The 3209-nt window shown below is 62.1% G+C and carries 1 protein-coding gene; it reads left to right on the forward strand.

The genetic code is table 11. The features are described 5' to 3' along the window. On the forward strand, positions 1-3209 hold a 3209-nt coding region (locus tag AC1D0Z_RS18440; RefSeq protein WP_477659647.1), incomplete at both ends, for a nitrate reductase subunit alpha.

Raw genomic sequence — 3209 nt, forward strand, 5'->3', positions numbered from 1 at the left:
TGGTGCGCGCGCGACTGCTCAAGCACTGGCGCGAGGCCCGCCTGACGCTGCCGCCGGTCGAGGCCTGGGCCGCTGTGGTGCAAGACGACGCCAAGCGGCGCGACTACCAGAGCGTGCGCGGCCTCGGTGGGTTCGTGCGCTCCAGCTGGGACGAAGTCAACGAGATCATTGCGGCCTCCAACGTTCACACGATCAAGAAGCACGGCGCCGACCGCATCATCGGTTTCTCGCCGATCCCGGCGATGTCCATGGTCAGCTACGCCGCCGGTTCGCGCTACCTGTCGCTGATAGGCGGCGTGTGCATGAGCTTTTACGACTGGTATTGCGACCTGCCCCCGTCCAGCCCGCAGGTCTGGGGGGAGCAGACCGACGTGCCGGAATCGGCCGACTGGTACAACTCCGGTTTCATCATTGCCTGGGGCTCCAACGTGCCGCAGACGCGCACCCCCGATGCGCACTTCTTCACCGAAGTCCGCTACAAGGGCACCAAGACCGTCGCCATCACGCCCGACTATTCCGAAGTCGCCAAGCTCTCCGACCTGTGGCTGCACCCCAAGCAGGGCACCGACGCCGCGGTCGCCATGGCCATGGGCCATGTGATCCTGAAAGACTTCTATTTCGGCGGCAACGGCAAGCCGCGCTCGGCCTACTTCGACCACTACGCACGCCGCTACACCGATCTGCCCATGCTGGTGATGCTCAAGGAACACCCGCTGGAAAACGGCGAAACCGTCATGGTGCCGGACCGTTATGTGCGCGCGTCCGACTTCAACGGCAAGCTGGGCCAGGCGAACAACCCGGAGTGGAAAACTGTGGCCTTCGATGCACAGGGCAAGGTCGTGTTGCCACACGGCGCCATCGGCTTTCGCTGGGGCCCGGATGGCCGTGCCGATGCCGGGCAGTGGAACCTGGAGTCCAAGGAAGCACGCCAGGGTGACGAGGTCTCGCTCAAGCTGTCGGTGATGGAGGGTGATGCATCCAGTGTTGACAGCGCCAAGGTCGGTTTTCCCTACTTCGGCGGCATCCGCCATGAACATTTCGCCAACAATGAGCAGAGCGATGTTCTGGTGCGTACCGTCCCGGTGCAACGCATTTCACTCGGCAAGGCCGGTGAGGAGCGCTCGGCCCTGGTGGCAACGGTGTTCGACCTGCAGGTTGCGCAGTACGGCATTCCCCGCGGCTTGCCCGGTGAGCTGGCCGCCGCCGACTTTGACGACAACAGCCCCTACACCCCGGCCTGGCAGGAACAGATCACCGGTGTGCCGCGCGACCAGATCATCGCCGTCGCACGCCAGTTTGCCGACAACGCCGACAAGACCGAAGGCCGTTCCATGGTCATCATCGGCGCCGGCATGAACCACTGGTACCACAGTGACATGAATTACCGCAGCGTCATCAACATGCTGATGATGTGCGGCTGTATCGGCAAAAGCGGCGGGGGCTGGGCGCACTACGTGGGCCAGGAAAAACTGCGGCCGCAGACCGGATGGACACCGCTAGCCTTCGCGCTTGACTGGATCCGCCCACCCCGGCAGATGAACTCCACCAGCTTCTTTTATGCGCACACCGACCAGTGGCGCTACGAGAAGCTCGGCGTGGACGAGGTGTTGTCGCCGCTCGCCGACAAGAAGCTTTACGGCGRCAGCATGATCGACTATAACGTGCGCGCCGAACGCATGGGCTGGCTGCCGAGCGCGCCGCAGTTGCAGACCAACCCGATGCAGGTGGTCAAGGATGCGCAGGCTGCGGGCCTGGATGCCAAGGACTATGTCGTCAAGTCGCTCAAGGATGGCTCCCTCAAGATGAGCTGCGAGGACCCGGACCACCCGGACAACTGGCCACGCAACATGTTTGTCTGGCGCTCCAACATCATCGGTTCGTCGGGCAAGGGCCATGAGTATTTTCTAAAGCATCTTCTCGGAACAGACAACGGCGTTCAGGGCAAAGACCTTGGGGCTCAAGACGGGAAGCCTGAAGAAGTGGTCTGGCACGACAAGGCGCCCGAGGGCAAGCTGGATCTGCTGGTCACGCTCGACTTCCGCATGAGCACGACCTGCCTCTACTCCGACATCGTGCTGCCGACCGCAACCTGGTACGAAAAAAACGACCTCAACACCAGCGACATGCACCCGTTCATCCATCCGTTGTCTACGGCAGTGGACCCGGTTTGGCAATCGAAAAGCGACTGGGAAATCTACAAGGGCTTCGCGAAAAAATTCAGCGAGCTGTGTGAAGGCCACCTCGGTGTCGAAAAGGAAATGGTACTGACCCCGGTGATGCACGATACCCCGGGTGAGCTGGCCCAGCCTTTTGAAGTCAAGGACTGGAAGCGTGGCGAGTGCGAACTGGTGCCCGGCAAGACAGCGCCCCAGATGCAGGTGGTTGAACGCGACTATCCCAATGTCTACAAGCGCTTCACGGCTGTCGGCCCCTTGCTCAACAAGGTGGGCAACGGCGGCAAAGGTATTTCGTGGAATACCGAGACCGAGGTCAAGCAGCTTGGCCAGTTGAACGGCCTGGTGACCGAGCCCGGCGTCACCCAGGGCATGCCGCGCATCAACAGCGACATCGATGCCTGCGAAATGGTGCTGCAACTGGCGCCAGAAACCAACGGCCATGTGGCGGTTAAGGCTTGGGCGGCGCTCGGCAAGCAGACCGGCCGTGAGCACACGCACCTGGCGCTGCACCGCGAGGACGAGAAGATCCGCTTTCGCGACATCCAGGCACAACCGCGCAAGATCATCAGCTCGCCGACCTGGAGCGGCATCGAGTCAGAAACCGTGTCGTACAACGCCGGCTACACCAATGTGCATGAACTGATCCCATGGCGCACCCTCACAGGCCGCCAGCAGTTCTACCAGGACCACCCGTGGATGCTGGCTTTCGGCGAAGGCCTGGCCAGCTACCGGCCGCCCGTGAACCTGAAGGCCACCGCCGGTGTGCACGGCATCCGCAGCAACGGCAACACCGAGATATTGTTGAACTTCATCACGCCGCACCAGAAGTGGGGCATTCACTCAACGTACACCGACAACCTGTTGATGCTCACGCTGAGTCGGGGCGGGCCCATCATCTGGCTCAGTGAAGATGACGCCAAGCTCATTGGCGTGGAAGACAACGACTGGATCGAGGCCTACAACGTCAACGGCGCAATTGCCGCTCGGGCTGTCGTCAGCCAGCGCGTCAAGCCCGGCATGGTGATGATGTAC

It is taken from the genome of Polaromonas sp. P1_E3, from assembly GCF_056405935.1.